The sequence below is a fragment of the Pseudooceanicola sp. NS-SX9 genome, from assembly GCF_057380705.1.
In genome coordinates this window covers 2552329-2573922 of sequence record NZ_CM170818.1, presented here as the reverse complement: position 1 = coordinate 2573922, position 21594 = coordinate 2552329, and the positions used below count along the sequence as shown (strand labels likewise).

Genomic DNA, 21594 nt, shown 5'->3' with positions numbered 1-21594 from the left:
TAACAGAGGGGATCACAAGGTCAACTGAATGAGCGTCCCACCTTGGCCCGAATCCTGATTGCCGACGATGATCCCGACTATGTGGACGTGTTCTCTGAAGGGCTTGAGGCCCTGGGCCACGACGTGACCGGCGTCTCAAGTGGCGGCCATGTCCTGCCGATGCTGGAAAAGCAGGTCTTCGATATCGTCTTTCTTGATGTCGTGATGTCGGGGGGCGGCGCGATCTCGGTGCTGCATCAGGTGCGCAATTTCAGCGAAACCCTGCCCGTGGTCATCATCACCGGCCGGCCAGAGCTGATCGACAGCCCGCTGTTCACCAGCGGGTTGCGGATGGCCCAGGCGCGGCTGCACAAGACCGCCTCGCTGCGCCAGCTTGACGAACTTGTCCGCGCCTTGACCGCAGCATGAGCCCCGCCCGCGCCGCGTCCCTTGATCCGTTGACCCTGCGGGTGCGGTGGCTGGACCGGCTGTCGGTGGCGTTGCTGGGGCTGGCATTGCTGCTGGCGCTGGTGGTGCTGGGGCTGGGCTGGGGCCTGGGGATCGAGGTCTTCCGCCGCATCCTGCCCGGGCTGCCGGCGATGGTAGCGGGCACGGCCCTGGGGGTGGCCCTGGTGGCGCTGGCGGGTCTGGCCGAACGTCTGCCGGGACGCCCGGCGCGGCTGCTGAGCGCGCTGCTGCGGGGGCTGGTGCTGGTGCTGTGCCTGCGCGGGCTGGTGCTGGGCATCGGGCTGGCGGGCGGCGACCGGATGTCGGTGGCCACCGCCCTGGGGCTGATGCTGGTGGCGGTCACGGGGCTGGCGGCGGGCTGGCCCCGGCTGCGGGCGGGGCTGGCCACGGCGGGTCTGGTGCTGGTGCTGGTGGCGGTCGAGGGCTACATGCTGAACACCGGGGCGCTGCTGTCGCTGCGGCTGTTCGACGGGCTGTCGCTGAACACCATCAGCTGCCTGTTCCTGCTGTTCCTGGCGGCGCTGCTGTCGGGGGCCGGCGACAGCTGGGTGGCGATCCTGCTGTCGGATGCCCGCGGCAGCCGGGTGGCGCGGCACATTCTGGGGCCGGCGGTGCTGCTGCCGATGGCGCTGGCCTGGCTGGGCCTTCTGCTGACCGATTCCGGCCTGGTCGATCCCTCGCTGCGGCTGAGCGGTCTGGCGATCCTGCTGGCGGTCTTTGCCTCGCTGGTGATCCTGCGCACCGCCCAGTTCCTTAACGCCGAAGAACGTCACGAGCAGGAGACCGCGACGCGGCTGCGGCAGGTTCTGGACGGGCTGGAAACGGCGGTCTTCGTCTTCGACGGGGCCCAGATCCTGGCCAACCGCGCGGCCGAACGCATGGTGCGCGGCACCGCCGGGCCCCAGCAATGGCTGCAGGCCGCGGCCTTTCACGATCTGGGCGACCGTGCGCCGCTGGCGCCGCAGGACCGGCCGCTGGCCCGGCTGCAGGCCGGGCTGACCGGCGGGCAGTTCCTGGGCTGGCTGGATACCGAGGGCAACGAGCACGCGCTGTCGTTCCGCACCGAGCAGGTGACGCGCCCGGCACCGAAACCGCCGCTGGTGATCCTGTCGGTGGCCGATGTCACCGAAGGCTGGGTCCTGCGCGAGAACCTGGCGCGCAGCGAACGCCTGGATGCCATCGCGCAGATGTCGGGCGGCGTCGCGCATGAGATCGGCAACATTCTGGGTGTGATCCGGCTGTCGGCCGACACCGGGGCGCTGAAAAGCGCGGATGCGCGGTTGCTGCATCACCTCGACACGATCCGGCGCGCCTGCGACCGGGGCGCCGACATGACGGGGCGGCTGCTGTCGCTCAGCCGCGACAGCGGCGCCACCACCGAGACCGCCGACATGGGCAAGGCCGTGGCCGATTGCGTGGCGCTGGCGCGCTCGGCCATCCCGGCCTCGATCGGGCTTGAGGCGCTGCTGCCGGATCACCCGTTGCCGGTGGGCTGTTCGGGGGCGGATCTGCAGACGGCGGCGCTGAACCTGCTGCTGAATGCGCGCAACGCGCTGGAGGAGGCCGGCACCCCCGGCGCCCGGATCGGGCTGACGCTGAAGGCGGATCAGGGCTTTGCGGTGCTGACGGTGCAGGACAACGGGCCGGGCATGACGCCTTCGGTGCTGGAACATGCGCGCGATCCCTTTTTTACCACGCGGCGCGACAAGGGCGGCAGCGGTCTGGGGCTGGCGATGATCGCCAGCGTCGCCGAGCGCTGCGGCGGCCGGTTCGACATCGAAAGCGCCCCCGGGCAGGGCTGCACCGCGCGGCTGCTGCTGCCGCTGCGCGAGCGTCTGGGAGAGGTTGCCGAAGCCTATGCCGCGCCGCCCGACCTGTCGGGCCTGCAGGTGCTGGTGGTCGAGGACGATCCGCAGCTGATGTCGCTGCTGTCGGACAGCCTGCGCTACTTCGGCGCCGAGGTCCGCAGCCACGATACCGCCGCCGCCGCCCTGCAGGACCTGCGCGAGGTGCATTTCGACCTGCTGGTGACGGATGTCGGCCTGAAGGGCGACCTGAGCGGCTTTGCCCTGGCCGAGGCGGCGCGGGCGATCGACATGCAGCTGCCGGTTCTCTACATGACGGCCTATGCCGATCTGCTGTCGCCTGACCGGCGCACCGTGCCGGGGATGATCCTGCGCAAGCCGGTGTCGCTGTCGACGATCATCAACGCCCTGCGGCTGACCCTGAAGATCTGACCCGACCTGCCAGGCAGGCGCTTGCCCCCCGGGGCTGCGAGCTGGGCCTTTGCTTCCCGATCCGCAAGGCCGGCGCTTGCCCTGAGCTCTGTAAGGCTGGCCCTTGTCCCGCGGGTCGGCAAAGCGGGCCCTTGCTTCGCGATCCGAAATGCTGGCGATCGCCCGCCGGTCCGCAAGGCAGGCGCTTGCCCCCGCCCGACCCGCAGCCGGGCCGTTGTTCCGCAGGCCGCGAGGCGGACCGTTGCCCCGGCGCGGCCGCGAACCTCTGAATTCCGCCGCGTATTGGCTGGCTCGACCTGCCCGCTCCGCCTGACGATCAGGCCCGGCGCCACGGGGGCCGGCGGCCAGGTTCCGGGGCTTCGCGGGGGCCGGCCCGCATGGGCGGGCCTGTCGTCGGGATGCGCCCCCTGGCGCTTCTGTCGGATCCGTCAACCCGGTGGCGCAAACGTCTCTGCGTTGGCCTGCCACCGGTGATGGCCTTTTGCGGGTGTCCCCTTGTCGGTCAAGCCTGTTATGGGTTGGGTTTTCCGTGGCGGCTGGCGGCTGGCGGCTGGCGGCTGGCGGCTGGCGGCTGGCGGCTGGCGGCTGGCGGCTGGCGGCTGGCGGCTGGCGGCTGGCGGCTGGCGGCTGGCGGCTGGCGGCTGGCGGCTGAACCGTGCCATGCCCCCGCAGGGCGCCGCTGCCGGGCGGGCCACGTGCCAAGGTCTGCCCGGCGGTCCGGCGGCGGCACCACAGCCGGTCTGGCCGGGCGGGCGGCACGGGGGGCATCCGGCGGCAGGGGGGCGGCTCTGGGTGAGGGGAGGCTTGGGAAAGACGCCGCCTCAGCCTGCCAGCCGGGCCATGTCGATCCCCGCAGCCGGTGCCCGCCCCAGCTGGTCCGGCGGCAGGGCGGGGTGGAACAGGTGCCCCTGTCCGGCGTGGCAGCCGATCCGGCGCAGCCGCTCCAGCTGGGCCGGGGTCTCGATCCCTTCGGCGACGATCTTCAGCCCGGCGCGGTGGCCCAGGCCCACGATGGCCTCGACCACGGCGGTGTCGGTGCGGCTGTGGCCCATCCGGGCAATGAAGCTGCGGTCGATCTTCAGCACATCCACCGGCCAGCCTGCCAGCGTCCCGAGGCTGCCGTAGCCGGTGCCGAAGTCATCCAGCGCCACCCGGGCGCCGCGCCTCCGCAGTTCCTCCAGCGTGCCGAAGATGCGGCCGTCGCGCTGGCCCAGCATGATGTCCTCGGTCACCTCGATCACCATCCAGGACCAGTCGGCCCCCGCATCCTGCAACAGCGCCTGCATCTCGAAGACGAATTCAGGGTTCATCAGGTCGAAACGGGTCATGTTGATCGCCAGCATGGCGGGCTCGTCCCGCTGCCAGCAGCTTTCGGCCGTCTGACGCAGCGCCGCCACGGTCAGCGCGCGGGTCAGCGCCTCGGCATGGTCATGGTCGGCGAACAGCCCCGCGAAGCGCGCCGGTGGCAGCAGGCCGTGATCGGGGTGGCGCCAGCGCGCCAGAACCTCGAACCCCTGACGCCGACCGCTGTCCAGGTCGTAGATCGGCTGGAAAAACGGCACCAGCTCCTGCGTGGCCAGGGCGTGGGGCAGGCGGCGGCGCAGGACGCGCGGGCTGACGACGGGGCCGTCGCCGGGGGTGTGCAGCCGGTGGCCGCCATGACCGGCGCGCTTGCAGCGCTGCAAGGCGTGCTCGGCCAGGTCCAGAAGCTCGGGGTGGCTGGCGGCATGGTCGGGATGGATCGCGGCGCCGATGCTGGCCCGGCCCAGCCCCGGCTTGCCCAGGCCGGCGGTCGCCCGCAGCAGCGCCGCCGCGCAGCGCCGCAGCTGGGCGTCAAGATACAGCTGGTGCGGCTGTGGCAGGGCCAGCAGGAAGGCATGGCCTTCGGCGCCCTGGCGGCCGATCCGGGTGCCCTGCGGCAGGCAGCCGCGCAAAGCGCCGGCTACGGTGGCCAGGTAGCGTTCGGCGAAGGCGCTGCCGTAAAGCGCGCGCACCGATTGGATATGATCGAGTTCCAGCATCACCATCGCCAGGGGGTGGCGGGCGGTCTTCAGCGCCTCGCGGCAGGCGAGCTCGAAGGCGGGTGCCGTGTCCAGCCCGGTCAGCGGATCCAGCCGCGCCTGCTGTTCCAGGCGCCGTACCCGGTCCTCGGCGCCCAGCAGGTCGAATTCCAGCTGGCGGCGGGCGCGCTGATCGGACAGCAGCTGCCCCAGCATCTGCAACAGGTCAGGATCGGGCGGCACCTGCGGCGCACAAAGCGCCAGTGCCGCGGGCTGGTCTGGGGCCTCGGGGTCGCGCAGCAGGTGGATCTCGGGCGGGAGGGGCCTTGAGGGGGCGGGGCGGCGGGCCTGCAGCCGGGTCAGCCGTGCCAGACGTGCCTGCGCGTCCTCGGGGCCAAGCCCCAGCTGCAGCGCCGGGGCGGCGTCGATCAGCGGGTCGCCGGCGTAAAGATGCAGGGCCCGGGCGCGGGTCTGTGCCAGCAGCAACGCGCAGGCCGTGCGCAGGGCTGGGGGGCTGCCAAGGGCGGTCCGGGGCAAGGCAAGCGGATCTGCGGGCGGGCTCATGCGGCGCGGTCTCCTCCTGACGGCGTGGTACGGGGCGGTTCTGCGACCATATCGCTGATCCGATGATCGGAAAACCGGGGGGCCTGCGACGTTTTCCCCGGGACTGGCATGCAGATCGCCGGGCGGAGGGGGAAAGTAACCGGTTCTTAGCACCCTGCATGAGATCAGGCGGTGTTTGCAGGTGTCGCGCGACGCCGGGGCGACCCGGCAGGGCGACAGGTGGGGGGCAGACGGGCAACACCTGTGCGGGGACAAAATGGCCAGGAAACTCAGGACGACGGAAGACGATAGCACCCTCACCAAGGCGCATGGGCGCGGCGCGACGACGATCAATGACAGCCCGCCGGACCCGTCGACCGACAGCGGCGGCACCGATACCGTGCTGACCGATGTCTCGCTGGTCGAGACGGTGACCGACGATCCCGCCGCTGCCGAAGACATCGGCACCGATGGCGCGCTGAGCGTCGGCGGCACGACGTCGCAGCCTGATGGGCAGCCTGATGGGCAGGCCGGCATCGACAGCCTGCAGATCGACGGACAGACCTACGTGCTGACCTTTGACGAGGAATTCAACGGCAACACCGTGTCCTACTGGCAGGGGTTCGGCAAGCAGGGGGTCTGGGCGACCTCGTTCTCGCCGCATCTTGAGGACAGCCGGACCATCACCTCGAACGGCGAGCTGCAGGTTTACGTCGATCCCGACATGACCGCCTTCGACAGCCCGTTCCAGGTGTCGGACGGGGTGATGACGATCAGCGCGACGCCGCTCGACGCCGATCAGCAGGCCGAGGCCGGGGGGCTTGCCTATGCCTCGGGGATGCTCTCGACCGAGATGAGCTTTGCGACCTCTGCCGGCTATATCGAGATCCGCGCCGATGTCCCGGACGAGGTCGGCATGTGGTCGGCCTTCTGGCTGATGCCCGCCGATGGCGACTGGTCGGCCGAGATCGACATACTGGAGGTCCTGGGCGGCGATGCCGACACGTTGCACACCAATGTCTGGCAGGACGGCACCCCCGATGCCCAGGCCTTTGCCGATACCGGCGCGGCCGACGGGTTCCACACCTACGGGCTGTTGTGGGATGCCGACACGATCCAGTGGTTCTACGACGGCGCGCTGATCCGCACCGCCCAGAACACCGTGACCGAGGACATGTTCCTGATCGTCAACCTGGCCGTCGGCGGCTGGGCGGGCGATCCGGATGCGACGACGGATTTCTCGGAAGGGCTGCAGATCGACTATATCCGCATCTACGAACAGGAGAGCGATCCGGACCGCAACCCCGCCATCCACGAAGACGGCTTTGTCGCGGCCGAGCTTTGGGACGGGACCGATGGCAATGACACGCTGAACGGATCCCGCTGGGGGGACGAACTGCGGGGTGGGGCGGGCGACGATATCGTCTATGGCGACGCGGGCGACGATACGCTGCACGGCGGCGACGGGGCCGACCAGCTGTTCGGCCAGGATGGCGACGACAGCCTGGAGGGCGGCGCGGGCGCGGACAAGCTGATCGGCGGCGCCGGGTCCGACAGGCTGGAAGGCGGCGCGGGCAACGATCACATGTGGGGCGGGGTCTGGGCGGCGGACCAGACGGCCGACACTTTCGTCTTTGCGGCCGGCAGCGGCACCGACTACATCCACGATTTCGAACGTGGCACGGACCGGGTCGATGTCTCGGCGCTGGCGGCGGACTGGACCACGGTGAAGGCCGCCATGACGGACGAGGGCTGGGCCACCCGGATCAACCTGGCGGCCTGTGGCGGGGCGGCGGGGGATGTCCTTTACTTGGCCAATGTCGCGGCGGCGGACCTGACGGCGGATGACTTCCTGTTCTCGGGCCTGATCTGAGGGGGGACGCTGCCTGCCCGGCGGGCAGCGGCCGTCGCAGCCGTCGCGTCAGCGGTGCTCCGGCTTTGCGCCGCCGCCGCCCCGTGCTAGCCCGGGGCGGTACAGCAAAGGAGCGCCGCCCCGTGAAACCCCTTGTTCCCGCATCTATCTCGGCGCCCTTCGGCAACTATTCCCATGGGATTGCGGCAGGGCCCATCCTGGTGACCTCGGGCCAGCTGGCGCTGGCTGCCGATGGCACGGTCCCGGAAGGCGTCACCGCCCAGGCCCAGCTCTGCTTTCAGGCGATCGGGGCGATTCTGGCCGAGGACGGGCTGGATTTCTCGGATGTGCTGAGGTTTTCGGCCTTCGTGACCCGCCGCGAGGACATGAAGCCCTATATGGCGGTGCGCGATCAGGTCTGTGCCGGGCTGGCGGTCAAGCCAGCCTCGACGCTGATGATCGTCTCGGGGTTCACCCGTCCGGAATTCCTGGTCGAGGTCGAAGCCCTGGCCCTGCGCCGCTGAGGGCAGACGGTCACGCTGTGCGCAGATGTCGCGGCGGTGGTATTGCCACCTGCGGCGCAATTCCTGTCTGCCGCCGTCGTCTTTCCGTTACGAGCGCGCAATAGGACGGGGCCGCAACGGCGGGGATCGGGGTCATTCGTACCATATTCCGGAAAAATCGCGCCTGTTTCGGGCCTTGCCGTCGCGGCGGTGGGGCTGGTCGGGCCCGGACGATGGCGATATCCTGATCCGGTCTGCAGCAATTGCCTCAAGGGGCGGGCTGTAAATGCAATAGTATTTCCGAGTGTCCATTTTTTAATTTCATTAAGGCCACAAATTTCCGATTTTGGAATGTGGAGGATCTATAAATGCTTGTGCGCAAGGAATTTTTTCCAACCGGCGGGAGAGGTGCCCCACCGGAAACAACCGGCCTGCACAAAGGCAACACTTTGGCGCCGAACGGGCTGGGAATAGTCGGTATTCCGAATATAATCTTCCCAGAATGGTTAACCTGCTCTAAAGTCGTCCAAGCCGCAATCGACAGAGTGAGGCGTGTGTGCACGACGGAAGCATGCAGATGCAGCAACAGCTGAGCAAGCCGGCCCCAGTTCAGGTGGTCGTCGCCGATGACGACGCGTTCCAGCGCGCGTACACGGCTGCGATCCTGCGCAAGCTTGGCTACGAGACCCGCGAGGCCTGCGATGGCCTCGAGGCGCTTGAGCTTGTGCGCGAGCTGCAGGCGCGGATCCTGGTCTGCGATCTGGACATGCCGGGCCTTGATGGGCACGAGCTGGCCCGCCGGGTGCGCGAGGAATTCACCGACTATTACGTGCACATCCTCATGGTCACCGGCCAGGAGCAGAACCGCGAGCGCGAGCGCGCGCTGGAGGCGGGCGTCGATGACTTCATGCGCAAGCCGCTGGACACGATCACGCTGAAGGCGCGGATCCGCACCACCGACCGGCTGATGCGCCACGAGATCCTGCTGGCCGAACGCTCGCGCGTGCTGGAAGAGGCCAAGGAGCGGATCGAGGAAGACCTGCGCGCGGCGGCCGATGCGCAGATGCGGATGCTGCCGCCGGCGCGTCTGCAGGTGTCGGACTGCCTGTTCCATTCCGCCTTCAAGCCGTCGAACTTTCTGTCGGGCGACATGTTCGCCTTCTACAAGCTGTCGCCGGGTTTCATCGGCTTCTATGCGATCGATGTGGCGGGCCATGGCGTGCATGCCTCGCTGATGTCGGTGGCGCTTGGTCATCTGGTGACCGCCGGCATGATGCGCGAGAACGCCTTTACCGACGGGCGCCCCGATCCCGCGCGGTTGGTCGAGATGCTGAACCGGCGCTTTTTCCGCGAGGACGGAACCGAATATTTCACCATGTTCTGCGCGATCCTGGACGAGGCCGCGGAAGAACTGCACTTCTGTCAGGCGGGCTATCCCTCGCCGTTGCTGATGGCGCGCAGCGGTGCCGCGCGCGAAGTCGGTGATGGCGGTTTTCCCGTGGCGCTGCTGGACAGTGCCGAATTCGAGAGCCAGGTCACCCGCTTTGGCCCCGAGGACATGCTGATCATGTTCTCGGACGGCGCGACCGAGGCCGAGAACCGCGAAGGCCTGGCCTTCGGGGAATCTCGCGTCGAGGCTGTTGCCGCCTCGGCTGCAGCGATGCCCTCCACCATCCCCGGCAGGATCGTCGACGCCCTTACCGAATGGCGGGCAGGGCGCCCTCTCGATGACGACCTGACCGTGCTTGTCTGTGAAAGGAAACATGCGACATGATCCGCATTCTGGAAGAAACCGATGACGGTATCTGCGTCGTCTCCCCGGGCACCGAACGTCTGACGGCGGCCAATGCCTCGATGTTCAAGGAAGAGATGCTGGCACTGGTGGATGCCGGCAAGGACCGTCTGGTGATCGACTTCGGCGGTGTCACCTTCCTCGACAGTTCGGGGCTGGGGGCGCTGGTGGGGCTGCTGAAACGTGTCGGCAACCGGGGCGACATCGTCGTGTGCACTCTGGCCGACAACGTCCAGCAGATGTTCCGCATCACCCGCATGAACAAGGTCTTCGCCAGCTATGCCGATTCCGCGGCGGCCGTGCGTGCACTGAAGGAACGCGTGTGATGAGCACAACTGTGCTGGAAATGTCGCCGCATCTCGACCAGGTCGATGGCGTGGTGCTTTCCATCAAGGACCAGGCACGCGGCTTCCTGTCCGAAGACAAGATCGCCTCGCTTGAGGTGGCGCTGTCCGAGGCCCTGGCCAATGCCGTCAAGCACGGCAAGTCGCCCGAACGCGACGTGCCGATCGAGGTGACGGTGGTGCGCACCGAGGACGAGCTGAAGCTGCAGATCGTCGATGCGGGTGAACCCGGTCCGGTGGACCTGTTCGATGACGTGACCGAGCTTGAGGACATCGATCCGATGGCCGAAAGCGGGCGCGGCCTGTCGCTGATCCGCTTCTGCGTGGACCGGCTGCATTTCGAGCCCCAGGGCAACCGCAACTTCCTGGAACTCGTGTTCACGGCGGACTTCGACGCATGATCCTGAACGGCCCCGAAACGATCGCCGCCATCGCGGCACTGGGGCTTGCGCTTGTGGGCCTGCTGGTGCTGATGCGCTTTTATCTGCGCGGCACCCGGCAGATCAAGGGCATGGCCCGGGAACTGCAGGATGCGCAACGCATCGCCCGGGTCGGCACCGTGCGGTGGGATTTCGTGCGCGACGAGGTGCGCTGGTCCGACGAATATGCCCGCCTGCTGGGGCTGGAACCCGGCGGCCGGCTGAGCGGCATGGAATTCCAGGGCATGCTGCTGCCGGAATACGAAGCCCGCGTGGTGGAAAGCGAACGCCGCGCGCTCGAGATCTCGATGCGCACGGGCCGGCCCGAACGCCGCGAGATCATCTACAAGGTACGTTCGCGCGATGGCCGCATCATGGAGGTCGAGGCGCTGTCGGAACTGCTGGCCGACAGCACCGGCAAACCGCTGCTGCTGGTCTCGACGGTGCGCGACATCACCGAACAGGCCCGCCAGCGCCGCGAGCTGCGCAAAAGCGAACGCAACCTGGCCGCAGCCCTGCGGGTGGCCCAGCTGGGCTGGTTCCGCCAGGATCTGGGCTCGGGCGAGATTTCCTGGTCCGAAGGTCTTTATGCTTCGCTGGGGCGCGAGGAGGGCACGGCGGCCGTGGCAATCGAGGCCCTGGTCCCCGAAGAGGACCTGACCGAACTGCGCGCCGACATGATTTCCCTCTACGAGCCGCGCGACCCGAACGGGCGGCGCTCGAAGGTGCTGGACACCCGCCTGAGGCGCATCGACGGCACGCTGATGAACGCGCGCATCGCCTTCGAGGCCAGCTATGACGCGACCGGCAAGGTCGACGTGATGTCGGGCGTGATCCGCGACATCACCGAGGAAGTCACCCGCGAGGCCGAGCTGCGCGAGGCGGTTTCGGCGGCGGAAAACGCCAACAAGGCGAAAAGCGAATTCCTGGCGGTGATCAGCCACGAGCTGCGCACGCCGATGAACGGCGTCCTTGGGATGCTGGGCGCGCTGGAGGAAACCGAGCTCGACAAGGAGCAGCTGGAGCAGCTGCATGTGGCGCGCACCTCGGCCAATTCGCTGCTGGTGATCCTGAACGATATCCTCGATGCCGCCAAGATCGAGGCCGGCCGGCTGGAGTTCGAGGAAGAACCGTTCGAACTCAACGGGTTGGTGCGTTCGGTCGTGCATCTTTATCAGCAGAAGGCGCAGGAGACCGGCGTGCATCTGGACAGCCGGATCGACCCGGGCATCCCGCCGTGGGTCAGTTCGGATTCGGGGCGCATCCGTCAGGTCCTGTCGAACCTGGTCAGCAATGCGCTGAAATTCACCGAAAAAGGCAGCGTCATGCTGGAGGTGCACACGCGCCCGCCGCAGGACGGCGAGGAGCTGCGGCTGCGCTTTTGCGTGGTCGACACCGGCACCGGCATCCCGAAGGAGCACCAGGACAAGGTCTTTGGCAAGTTCGAGCAGCTGGGCGCCTCTTATTCCAAGCGTTTCGCGGGCACGGGCCTTGGCCTTGCCATCAGCCAGTCCCTGGCCGAGCTGATGGGCGGCGAAATGGGCTTTGACAGCACCGAGGGGCAGGGGTCGTCCTTCTGGATGGATGTGCCGGTGGGCGTGGCCGAGAACATGGCCCGCGGTCCCGCGGCCCGGGACGAGAAGATCGAGCTGCCGAAGATGCGCATCCTTGTGGCCGAGGACAACTCGACCAACCAGATCGTGGCGCGCTCGATGCTGGAGCGTTTCGGCCAGGTGCCGGATCTGGTGATCGACGGCGCCGAGGCGGTCGAGGCGGTGAAGAAGTTCGACTACGACATGATCCTGATGGATGTCTCGATGCCGAACATGGATGGCACCACCGCGACCCGGCTGATCCGCGAGATGGGCGGCGAGGCGGCGAAGATTCCGATCATCGCGCTGACCGCCCATGTGGGGGCCGACAAGCAGGCCTTCTACCGCAACGCGGGTTTCAACGAGGTGCTGACCAAGCCGCTGCTGCGGCCGCAGTTGGCGCAGGTGCTGAACCGCTGGAAGGGCCATGCGCTGTCGCGCGCGACCACCGAGGAGGCCGCCCCCGCCATGGCCGCAGCGCCACCCCCGGCGCCTGCTCCCGTAGCGCCGCCGGCCGTCCCCGCCCCCGAGGCCCCCGCACCCGAGACCCTGGCGGCCGGGGCCTTCTCGGAGGCGCAGGCGCTGAAGCTGCGTATCGCAGAGATGCGCGAGGAATTCGGCGACACCATCGTGCCGACGATGCTGAATGCGGCATTGTCGGATCTGGACCGCCACCTGAATGCCTTTGCGACCGCCATGGCCGATGATCCGGCCCATGTCGAACCCGAGACCTGGCGGCGCTCGTTCCATTCCGTCGTCGGCATTGCCGGCACGCTGGGCTGTGTCCGGCTGTCGGGACGTGCGCGGGCGCTGGAGCAGCTGGGTGACGCCTGGGGCAAATCCCCGGGCGAGGTCCGCGCCCTGCATGACGACCTGCGCCGTCTGCGCAACGAAGTGATTTCCCTGATGGAAGGGGGCGACCGGATTTCCGCTCCCGCAGAGACCGTTTCCGGAGGCTAGGCATGTTCCCAGTACGATTGAAACCCGCCGCTGCGTTTCTGGCCCTGATCGCAGCGACTGCCCCCGTGTGGGCGCAGGATGCCTCGGCCCCGGCCACGCAGGCAACGGATACGCCTTCGGCCAGCGATGTGCCGCTGCCGTTGCCGGATCTGACCAGCATTCCCCGCGATACGGTCACGCCGCCGATGCCCGACCCGAACAACACCGGGTTCTTCGGCCGTCATGGACCGCTGACGACGAAGGAAATGCAGATGGCCAAGACCGCCTGGAGCTACTTCGTCGATGCCTACCAGCCGGAAACCGGCCTGGTGAACGCCGTGGGGTCCTATCCCTCGACGACGCTGTGGGACACGGCCTCGTACATGAGCGCCCTGGTTTCGGCCTATGAGCTGGGCATCATCGACAAGCGCGAATTCGACACCCGGGCGATCAAGCTGATTTCCACCCTGCGCAACCTTGACCTGTTCCGCGGCGAGGCACCCAACAAGGTCTACAACACCAAGACCGGCCAGAAGGTGAACTATGCCAACAAGCCGGGCGAGGTGGGCTTTTCGGTGCTCGACATCGGCCGGATGCTGGTCTGGCTGAAGATCATGGAACAGCGTTATCCCTACCTGGCGCCGGGCATCGACAATATCCCGATGCGCTGGAACTTCTGCAATATCGTCAAGGACAACGGGCAGCTGTTCGGCTCGATCGTGGGCAAGGACGGGTCGACGAAATACGTCCAGGAAGGCCGCCTGGGCTACGAGGAATATGCCGCCAAGGGCTTTGCGCTGTGGGGCTTTGACGTGCGCGGGGCGCTGGATCCGCAGCCGCTGGCCTATACCGACATCTACGGCGTCAAGGTGCCCTATGACGGCCGCGACCCGCGCGTCTACCACAACCAGAACTACGTGCTGACGGAATCCTACCTGCTGGACGGGCTGGAGCTGGGCTGGGACCTGCCCAAGACCGACAAGCTGGGGCCGGGCGTTGCCTCGCAGGGGTGGCGGGCCGAATTTGCCCACCGCATCTTCGAGGTCCAGCGCCGCCGCTTTGAATCGACCGGCATTCTGACCGCGCGCTCGGAACACCAGGTCGATGGCAAGCCCTACTTCGTCTACGATTCGATCTTTGCCGATGGCTATCCCTGGAACACGCTTGATCCCTCGGGGGTCTACCAGCCCGACCGTGCCGCCATCGCCGCCAAGGCCGCGGTCGGCATGTGGGCGCTGTGGGACGTGCCCTATACCGATCTGCTGATGAATGCGGTGGGTGACCTCTACGATCCCGGCAAGGGCTTCTACGAGGGGCTTTATGAGAACGGCAACGGCTACATCCCGCTGCGCACGGAAAACAACAACGGCATCATCCTGGCCGCGCTGCTCTACAAGGTCGAAGGGCCGATCCTGCAGCATCTCAATGACAACTCGACCGTCTGGGACATGGCCTATTCCGATCCCTATTCGGATGTGCGGGCCCGCAAATGCATGCCGCAACCCATGGTTGTGACGCCATCATGCTGTAACTGCTCCAATCTGCCGCAACCGGAACCGGCTGTGAAAATGGAGGATTTCGTCTATTGTCGTCCTATTGAAACAGAGGATGGCGAAATCGCGGCGACCGATTGCAATCCCGACAAGACCCTCTTTGAAAAGCCCAAGCCCCGGGTGGTTCTGCCGCAGACCTGTCCTGCACCCTGGAGCGTCAATCAATGAGTGCACAGCAAAAGCCAAGACTTGTCTGGTTTGACGCAAGCCGCGTCTGCGCCGCCTTTGGCGTGATCCTGATCCATTCGACGACCAACTTTTCCGGCCAGCCCTTTCCCAAGGCCGAGGCGACCGAGCGCGTGCTGCCGGTCTTCCTGAGGTCCATCGGGGATTTCTCGGGCTCCGAGATGTTCTTCTTCTTCTCGTTGTTCCTGATGGCGATGCGCATCGACCGCCGCCGCCCGACCTACCGCGAGGCGATCCTGACCCAGGCCAACCGGCTGCTGATCCCCTTTGCCGCCTGGACGGTGTTCTATGCCTTCTTCCGGCTGATCAAGGCGCAGGCCTTCCACTATGCGCCGCAGTACTGGGACCGGCTGACGGAACTGAAGACCTGGTTCAGCTTCTTCCTGCTGGGCTCGTCGCAGTACCACATGCATTTCATCCCGACGCTGTTCATCATCTTCCTGTTCTACCCGGTGATGCGGCTGGCGATGCGTTATCCGCTGCTGGGGGTGTCGCTGTTCGTGACGCTTTCGGTGATGAACCAGACCCAGGCCTATTTCTATTCCTTCCAGATCGACCCCCTGCTGCGCGACTACATCGTGCGGGCGATCAAGGTCTTTGGCTATGTGGGCTATGGCATGGCGGCCTTCGCCCTCTACCAGCTGTGGAAAGAGGGCATCCCCAGGGGCGAAACCAAGCTGATCCGCCGGGGCGCGATCTTCTTTGCCGCCATCGCCTATATCGCGGTGCTGCCCTATTACGGCCGCTCGGTCGCCACCGGCACCTGGGCCGTCCGCGAGGGCTGGGACCTCTATGGCAAGCTGCTGATGCCGCTCTTCATGTTCCTGATCTTCATGGGCGGGCAATACCGCGACTGGTCGCCCAGCTGGTCGAAGACGGCGCAATACACCTTCGGCATCTACCTGGTGCATCCGGTGATGATCGACATCTACGATATCTTCATCTTCCGCACCGGCCTCTACAACCACATGAGCCCGACCTGGATGGTGATCCTGCGCATCGCCTTCGCGATGCCCGCGGCCTATTACGCCGCCCGCGCCATCGGCAGTTTCCGCCCGCTGGCCTGGACCGTCGGGCTGGGCCCCACCCCCTGGGAACAACGACGCCAAGCCAGGGCTGCCGCCGCAGCCGCCGCCAAATAAAGACCGGAGCCGCCTGACTGATGGACGACTATTTCCGCGCCTTCGAACATCGCCGCCCGCCAGAGCCCTTGCCCTACAACCCCTGGCGCGAGGCCCTGTGGCAGTTCTGTGCCGTCATCGCCCTGGTGGTGGGCGCCTGGTACATCGAGTGGCGCTGGACAAGCTCGCTCAACTACGATGCGCTGTGGTTCGCGATCCCGCTCGCCCTGGCCGAGACCTGCGCCTATATCGGGCTGCTGCTGTTCGTCTACAACCTCTGGCGCGACCAGCCCGTGGTGGTGCCCGAGGCCCCCGCGACCGTCGATCAGGTGGACCCGAAAAACCCCGATCCCGGCCGTCCGATCTCGGTCGATGTGCTGTTTGCCACCTATAACGAAGACCCCGAGCTGGTCCGCCTGGGCATCCATGACGCCAAGGCGATGGACTATCCCTATCCGATCGACATCCGCATCCATGTCCTTGACGACGGTCGCCGTGCGGAGATGCGCGCCGTGGCCCAGGAAGAAGGGGTGGGCTATATCACCCGCACCACAAACGAGGGGTTCAAGGCCGGCAACCTGCGCAATGCGATGGAGCAGACCTACGGCGATTTCCTGGTGATCTGCGATGCCGACACGCGGGTCTTCCCGACGTTGCTGGCGCGCACCATGGGCTATTTCCGCGACCCCAAGATGGCCTGGGTGCAGACGCCGCAATGGTTCTACGACCTGCCCGAGGGCGAGACGCTGACCCAGAAGCTGGAACGCTCGATGGGCTTTGCCGGTCACGCGGTCGGCGCCACGCTCGAGAAGGTCTTTGGCGAATTCCGCTTTGGCGCCGATCCCTTCGTCAATGATCCCAAGATGTTCTACGACGTGATCCTGCGGCGCCGGAACCGGGCCAACGCGGCCTTCTGCTGCGGCGCGGCCAGCATCCACCGCCGCGAGGCGGTGATGGAGGCCGCCCTGCGCGCCTTCGGCGATGCCGTCGAAAAGCGCGTCATCGCCGCCGAGGAAGAGATCACGCTGGAAAGCCGCGAGACCAAGGTCTCGCCCGAGCTGCTGGAGGCGATCCGCACCAATGCCGTCACCGAAGAGGTGCTGACGCCCTACCGCTTCCACGTGTCCGAGGACATCTATACCTCGATCGTGCTGCATTCCGACCGAGAGCGCGGCTGGAAGTCCTACCAGCACCCGTTCGTGGAATCCAAGATGCTGTCGCCGCAGGACATGCTGACCTGGACCATCCAGCGGTTCAAATACGCGGGCGGGTCGCTCGACATCATGTTCAACGACAACGCCATCTTCCGCCCCGGCATGACCTTCCGGCAGCGGCTGATGTATGCGGCGACGTTCTATTCCTACCTGGGGCCGATCTGGAACGTGATCTTCCTGTTCTCGCCCGCCTTCTACCTGTTCACCGGCCTCGCCCCCGTCACCGCCTATTCGAACGAGTTCTTCGTCCACATCATCCCGTTCCTGTTCATGCTGGAATTCGCGATGATGGTCGGCACCTGGGGGATCTCGGGCTATACGGCCAAGGCCAGCTACCTGGCCTTCTTCCCGCTGGGGCTGAAGGCGATCTGGACGGTGATGAAGGGCGAGAAGATCTCGTTCGTGGTGACGCCCAAGGCGCGCAATGCCGCGAACCATCTGGGACTGGTCAAGCCGCAGCTTGCGGTGCTGGTGCTGACCGCGCTTGGCGTCGTCTACGGCTTTGCCGCGCTCGCCATCGGCGGCACCGCGCATACCGTTACCGGGGTCGTCACCAATGCGCTCTGGGGTCTGAACAACTGTGCCGCCATGGCCGGCATGATCCGCGCCGCCACCTGGCAGCCGCCTGAAACTTCCGAAGAGGGAACCGCCTGATGAGCTTCCGTACCAACCTCGTGCGTGCGCGGGGACATATCGTCTTCCTCGTGGCGCTCGTGCTGGGGCTCTGCCTTGTGCTCTGGCTTGAAAAACTCGGCCAGATGCCGAAGGAGGAGGACACGGCTGAAAAGTCGATCCAGATTGCCCCCAACGCCGACTGGCAGCAGGACCTCATGGCCACCTTCGAAAACGTCGATCCGCTGCCGCTGAACATCCGCGGCAAGTCCAGCGAACAGGACATGGCCAACGCCAAGATCGCCTGGAAATACTTCCAGAACAACACCGACCCGGAAACGGGCATGATCAACTCGGCCAACAACTATCCCTCGACCACCATGTGGGAGACCGGATCCTACATCATCGCCACGCTCTCGGCCGAGCGTCTGGGCCTGATCGACAAGGCCGAATCCGAGGCCCGCATCGGCAAGGTCCTCGACAGTCTCGGCAAGATCCGCCTGTTCGACGACATGCTGCCCAACAAGGCCTACAACACCCATACGCTGGAGCTGGTGGACTATACCAACAAGCCCTCGGCCAAGGGGCTGGGCTGGTCGGCGCTGGACATCGCGCGCATCATCGCGTCCTTCGGGCTGGTGGAACGCAACCACCCCGACCTGGCCCCCCAGATCGAGCACCTGATGGACGGCTGGAAGCTGAAGGAGATGGTCAAGGACGGCGAACTGTTCGGCGCCAACGTCCGCGAGGGCAAGACCATCGAAAACCAGGAAGGCCGCGTCGGCTACGAACAATATGCCGCCAAGGCGATGATGATGTTCGGTTTCGACATGTACCGCGCCTATGACGTGCGCGATAACCTGATGATCAAGGACGTCAACGGAGAGCCGATCCCGGTGGACAGCCGCCTGCACCGCGGCACCACGCCCGCCTTCGTGGTCAGCGAACCCTACCTGTTCGACGGTCTGGAATTCGGCTTTGACGCGCGCTCGCAGCGGTTTGCCACGGCGATCTACCTGGCCCAGCAGGCCCGCTACACCAAGACCGGCAAGCTGACCGCCGTGACCGAGGGCCACCTGAACGTCGCGCCCTATTTCGCCTATGCGACTGTCTGGGGCGGCGGCTCGCCCTGGGCGGTGCTGTCGTTTGCGGGCGACCGGATGGACAGCAAGCGGACGCTGTCGACCAAGGCGGCCTTTGCCTGGAACGCGCTGTTCGGCACCGATTACACGCGGATGCTGGTGGCCGGCGTCGCGGAAACCGCCGATCCCGCCAAGGGCTTTGCCGAGGGGATTTATGAATCCGACGGCACGCTCAACAGCTCGGTCACGGCGAATACCAACGCGGTCGTGCTGGCGGCGCTGTCGTTCAAGGCCTATGGCCCGCTGATCCGCCCGGTGAAGAAGTGAGGCGCCCCATGTCCCGCCCTCAGGTCCTGGCGCTGGCCCTGGCCGCGACGGTGCTGGCGGCGGGGCAGGGGCGTGCCGCCGGTGCCCCCTGCGTGGGCGACCAGTTCGACCAGCCTCTGCCCGGCTCCAGCGGGGCCGAGCAGCGCTATGCCGACGTGCCCTCGGCGCGGTTTCCGGGGCTGTGGCAGCAGGGGGTGGTGGGGGGCTATGTCTATCACCTCTATGCCGATCTCAGCGCCTCGCTTGAGGCGTTCCAGCTGTCGGGGCAATCCGACTGGCGGCTGGATGTGATCTGCGATGCGGGGGCCGACAGCTGCAGCCAGTCCGGCATCGGTACGGCGCCCGAAGGCGCCTCGGCGGTGGCGGCGGTGCTGGGGCGCTGCCTGCTGGGTCAGCCGGTGACGGCGGCGGATTTCCAGGCCCCGCCCTCAGGCACTGCGGTTCCGGCGCTGAGCGCGCTTGATTCCTCGGCCGGTGTCACCGCCGCGGCAGGCGCCGGGGAGCCGGCCCCCGATGCGGCGTCACCCGCCGTCGTCCCCGTGACCCCGGAGGCCGATGCAGCGCCGGTCGAGCTGCCCAATGCCAATGCCGCCGTGGCCACTGCCGCCGGGGCCGAGGCCGCCCCGGAAGACACGGCCCCGGTCGTGGCGCCCGAGACGCCCGCCGCGCCCCCCGAAACCACCGCCGCCCTTGCCGCGGCCGCCGGGGCGCAGGCCGAAACCGGCGCCCCGCCCGAGACACCCGTCGCCCCCGCCGTGCCCCCCGAAACCACGGCCGCTCTTGCGGCCGCCGCCGGGGCCCAGGCCCGGACGGCGGAACCCTCGCCGCCGAGCGTGCCCACCGAACCTGTGGCCGTGGCGCCCTCGGCCGGGGTGGCGGCTGCGGCCCATGCCGAACCCGAGCCACCGCCCGCCCCGCCCGCCATGCCGCCCTGTGGTCTGGCCGCTGTCGGCCAGGGCGCCTCGCAGGTCGAGACGCTGCAGCGCCTGCTGGTCGCCGCCGGTCAGGACCCGGGCAAGGTCGACGGGCTGATGGGCGCGCGGACCCGGCGCGCGCTTGAGGCCGTCCTGGGCCAGGGGGCTGCCACCCGTCTGGGCACGGCCGAGGCCGTCAGCGCCCTGGATGCAAGGCTCTGCGGGTCGTGATGTCGGTGCCTCGCGTCTGTGTGACGCGCTGGCCGCTGCTGGCGCTTGTGCCGCTCATGGGCTGGTCCCCGGGGCTGGTCCGGGCAGCCGTTCCGCCCCAGCCCGGGGATGTTAGCACGGCCGTGCTAACAGTCCCCGAGGGGCTGCAGCTGGCACCGATCCTGGTGCAGGAGAACGCCGCCCCCGCCCGGCCCAACGCTGCCCCCGCCGCCGACTGGCTGCTGGTCAACCCGGGCGAGGCTTTTATTGACACGGCCGATCCCGCCGTGCCCGGCGCGACCGAAGACAGCACCGACACGCCCGATGCCCGCAGCTGGCCGCGGTTTCAGCGGGGCACGCTGAACGGGCTGGCCTACCGGCTTTATCCCGACGGTTCGGCGGTGGTGCTGCCCGCCGCCGCGCAGGCCACGACCACCTATGTGCTGAACTGCCAGAAGGGCATCAGCTGCCGGATCTACGGAGAGGCGGGCCTGGTGCGGCAGGTGGTGGCCATCGGGGCGCCAAAGCCGGATCTGCCGTCCGATCCCGATGCGCTGGCCCTGGCGCAGTACCTGGCCGCATGGATCCTGGCGGGCACCGGCGCGCCGCCGCCGCCGCCGCCCGTCGCGGTCGAAGCCCCCACGCCGCCCGAACAGCTGGCCGAGGCGCCTCCCGTGGTGCCGCAATCCGCGCAGCCTCCGGTGCCCGTCGCGGCGCCGACCCGGATCACCGCACCGATGCCCGCCGTTTCCCCCGGCTGCGTCGAACCCGATCCGATGAACCCCGGCATCTGCATGGGGGCGATCAACCTGCATGCCGAAACCCCGGCCGAGGCCCTGCAGCCGCCGCCGCCCCGGGCCGTGGCGCCCGCCCGGGTGATCCGCGCCAGCGCCAGTGCCGAGGGGCTGAGCCGCGTGACCGCCACGGCTGCCTTGCCGCCGGTGCCGCCGCCCCCGGGCGGCAAGGCCCCGCCGCCGGTTGTTGCGCCGGTACAGGCCGGGACCGAGGCGCCCTCGGGCTGGGACAAGTTCGTCAAGGACCACTGGCTGTCGTGCAACGTCAACGCCGGTTTCACGCTGCAATATACCGACGGCAAGGACTATTCGACCAAGTACGGCAAGGCCAAGCTGGGCGCCGGCTGCTGGATGAAGCTGAACGACTATTTCTCGTTCCAGTTCGGCGTCGTGGGCTATCCGATCAAGGGGCAGCAGGCCTCGTGGGATCCCGATTTCACCTATTCGCTGACCTTCCAGCCGGTGAAGAACGTCAGCATCAGCTATTCGAACTACAGCGCGCGCTTCAGCAATGCCGGTGCGAATGCGCTGAACGGGCTTTTGGATGGGTCGTTCCGCGCCTCCTACAAGCTGCCCGAACTGCCGCTGCCGGGGGATCGCAAGCTGACGTGCTCGGTCGGGATGGGGATCCCGGAACCACAGGATGCCGCCTATACGCTGGGCTGCTCGACCTCGCTGACCAGCCGGTTCCGCATCGGCGCGACGGCCTATGCCTATCCCGACGGGGTGCAGGAAAACTGGGATCCCGATTTCACCTATACCGCCAGCTACCAGGTCTCGGACCGGTGGCTGGTCAGCTATTCGAACTATGCCGCCAACCGCTTTCCCTGGAACCTGAACGCCACCCGCGGCCCCGGCCTGCTGGGCGGCGGCCTGTCGGTGTCCTACAAGCTGAAACTGTAAGGAGACATGC

The 21594-nt window shown here is 67.3% G+C and carries 16 protein-coding genes; 15 read left to right on the top strand and 1 reads right to left on the bottom strand.

The features are described from left to right. The first annotated feature begins 42 nt into the window (after window positions 1–42). From AC2ITM_RS12170 to AC2ITM_RS12160, 3 genes are all read left to right on the top strand, one after another. Window positions 43–408: a response regulator transcription factor gene (locus tag AC2ITM_RS12170; protein WP_486466907.1), complete on the top strand. Its 366-nt coding sequence runs from the start codon at window positions 43–45 to the stop codon at window positions 406–408. Then, on the top strand, window positions 405–2684 hold the full coding sequence (locus AC2ITM_RS12165; protein ID WP_486466906.1) for an ATP-binding protein: 2280 nt from the start codon (window positions 405–407) through the stop codon (window positions 2682–2684). The genes AC2ITM_RS12170 and AC2ITM_RS12165 overlap by 4 nt, the downstream gene beginning before the upstream one ends. A gap of 529 nt (window positions 2685–3213) precedes the next feature. Then, window positions 3214–3336 carry a hypothetical protein gene (locus AC2ITM_RS12160; protein ID WP_486466905.1) on the top strand — a complete coding sequence of 41 codons (123 nt, stop codon included), beginning with the start codon at window positions 3214–3216 and terminating at the stop codon, window positions 3334–3336. Window positions 3337–3505: 169 nt separating this feature from the next. Here AC2ITM_RS12160 and AC2ITM_RS12155 read toward each other — a convergent pair whose 3' ends face one another. Next, complete coding sequence (locus AC2ITM_RS12155; protein ID WP_486466904.1) at window positions 3506–5248, bottom strand: putative bifunctional diguanylate cyclase/phosphodiesterase; 1743 nt, start codon at window positions 5246–5248, stop codon at window positions 3506–3508. 256 nt (window positions 5249–5504) lie between these two features. Between AC2ITM_RS12155 and AC2ITM_RS12150 the strand changes: the two genes are divergently transcribed. The 12 genes from AC2ITM_RS12150 (at window position 5505) to AC2ITM_RS12095 (ending at window position 21584) form a co-directional block, all read left to right on the top strand. After that, window positions 5505–7100: a family 16 glycosylhydrolase gene (locus AC2ITM_RS12150; RefSeq protein ID WP_486466903.1), complete on the top strand. Its 1596-nt coding sequence runs from the start codon at window positions 5505–5507 to the stop codon at window positions 7098–7100. Window positions 7101–7222: 122 nt separating this feature from the next. Further along, complete coding sequence (locus AC2ITM_RS12145) at window positions 7223–7603, top strand: RidA family protein (RefSeq protein WP_486466902.1); 381 nt, start codon at window positions 7223–7225, stop codon at window positions 7601–7603. A 550-nt stretch (window positions 7604–8153) separates the two neighbouring features. Continuing rightward, window positions 8154–9356, top strand: a complete 1203-nt coding sequence (locus AC2ITM_RS12140) for a PP2C family protein-serine/threonine phosphatase (RefSeq protein WP_486466901.1) — start codon at window positions 8154–8156, stop codon at window positions 9354–9356. Further along, on the top strand, window positions 9353–9700 hold the full coding sequence (locus AC2ITM_RS12135) for an STAS domain-containing protein (protein WP_486466900.1): 348 nt from the start codon (window positions 9353–9355) through the stop codon (window positions 9698–9700). The genes AC2ITM_RS12140 and AC2ITM_RS12135 overlap by 4 nt, the downstream gene beginning before the upstream one ends. After that, window positions 9700–10119: an ATP-binding protein gene (locus tag AC2ITM_RS12130; protein WP_486466899.1), complete on the top strand. Its 420-nt coding sequence runs from the start codon at window positions 9700–9702 to the stop codon at window positions 10117–10119. Before AC2ITM_RS12135 ends, AC2ITM_RS12130 begins: the two co-directional genes overlap by 1 nt. Next, window positions 10116–12689, top strand: coding sequence for a hybrid sensor histidine kinase/response regulator (locus AC2ITM_RS12125; protein WP_486466898.1), 2574 nt, complete (start codon window positions 10116–10118; stop codon window positions 12687–12689). The genes AC2ITM_RS12130 and AC2ITM_RS12125 overlap by 4 nt, the downstream gene beginning before the upstream one ends. Window positions 12690–12691: 2 nt before the next feature. Further along, window positions 12692–14389, top strand: a complete 1698-nt coding sequence (locus AC2ITM_RS12120; protein WP_486466897.1) for a DUF3131 domain-containing protein — start codon at window positions 12692–12694, stop codon at window positions 14387–14389. After that, complete coding sequence (locus AC2ITM_RS12115; RefSeq protein WP_486466896.1) at window positions 14386–15549, top strand: acyltransferase; 1164 nt, start codon at window positions 14386–14388, stop codon at window positions 15547–15549. Before AC2ITM_RS12120 ends, AC2ITM_RS12115 begins: the two co-directional genes overlap by 4 nt. A gap of 20 nt (window positions 15550–15569) precedes the next feature. Continuing rightward, complete coding sequence (locus tag AC2ITM_RS12110) at window positions 15570–17396, top strand: glycosyltransferase (protein WP_486466895.1); 1827 nt, start codon at window positions 15570–15572, stop codon at window positions 17394–17396. Beyond that, window positions 17396–18763: a DUF3131 domain-containing protein gene (locus tag AC2ITM_RS12105; protein ID WP_486466894.1), complete on the top strand. Its 1368-nt coding sequence runs from the start codon at window positions 17396–17398 to the stop codon at window positions 18761–18763. The genes AC2ITM_RS12110 and AC2ITM_RS12105 overlap by 1 nt, the downstream gene beginning before the upstream one ends. Window positions 18764–18771: 8 nt before the next feature. Beyond that, window positions 18772–19908 carry a peptidoglycan-binding domain-containing protein gene (locus tag AC2ITM_RS12100; RefSeq protein ID WP_486466893.1) on the top strand — a complete coding sequence of 379 codons (1137 nt, stop codon included), beginning with the start codon at window positions 18772–18774 and terminating at the stop codon, window positions 19906–19908. 122 nt (window positions 19909–20030) lie between these two features. Continuing rightward, complete coding sequence (locus AC2ITM_RS12095) at window positions 20031–21584, top strand: hypothetical protein (protein WP_486466892.1); 1554 nt, start codon at window positions 20031–20033, stop codon at window positions 21582–21584. The last annotated feature ends 10 nt before the right edge of the window (window positions 21585–21594 follow it).